Here is a 350-nt window from a genome sequence, read left to right as displayed (position 1 = left end):
GTCGCCATGGCCCAGAAGGCCTACAGCCTTTCCCACACGAAGTGGATGTGCAAGTACCACATCGTGTTCACGCCGAAGTATAGGCGCAAAGTGATCTACAACCAAATCAGGAGCGACATAGGGGAGATCCTCAGGAAGCTGTGCGAGTACAAGGGGATCGAGATAATCGAGGGGCACCTGATGCCCGACCACGTGCACGTGCTGCTGGCGATCCCGCCGAAGTACAGCGTCGCGAGCGTCATGGGCTACCTGAAGGGGAAGAGCTCGCTGATGATATTCGACAGGCACGCCAACCTCAAGTACAAGTTCGGCAACAGGAAGTTCTGGGCGGAGGGCTACTACGTGTCCAC

1 protein-coding gene is annotated in these 350 nt (G+C 57.1%); it reads left to right on the top strand.

The genetic code is table 11. The annotated features are described in order from the left end of the window. Nucleotides 1-6: 6 nt before the first annotated feature. The coding region (tnpA, locus tag DW029_RS03895; protein ID WP_118345381.1) for an IS200/IS605 family transposase at nt 7-350 on the top strand (344 nt) is incomplete at its 3' end.

It is taken from the genome of Collinsella sp. AF38-3AC, from assembly GCF_003474365.1.
Taxonomy (GTDB): domain Bacteria; phylum Actinomycetota; class Coriobacteriia; order Coriobacteriales; family Coriobacteriaceae; genus Collinsella.
This window is presented reverse-complemented; position numbering and strand designations above follow the sequence as displayed.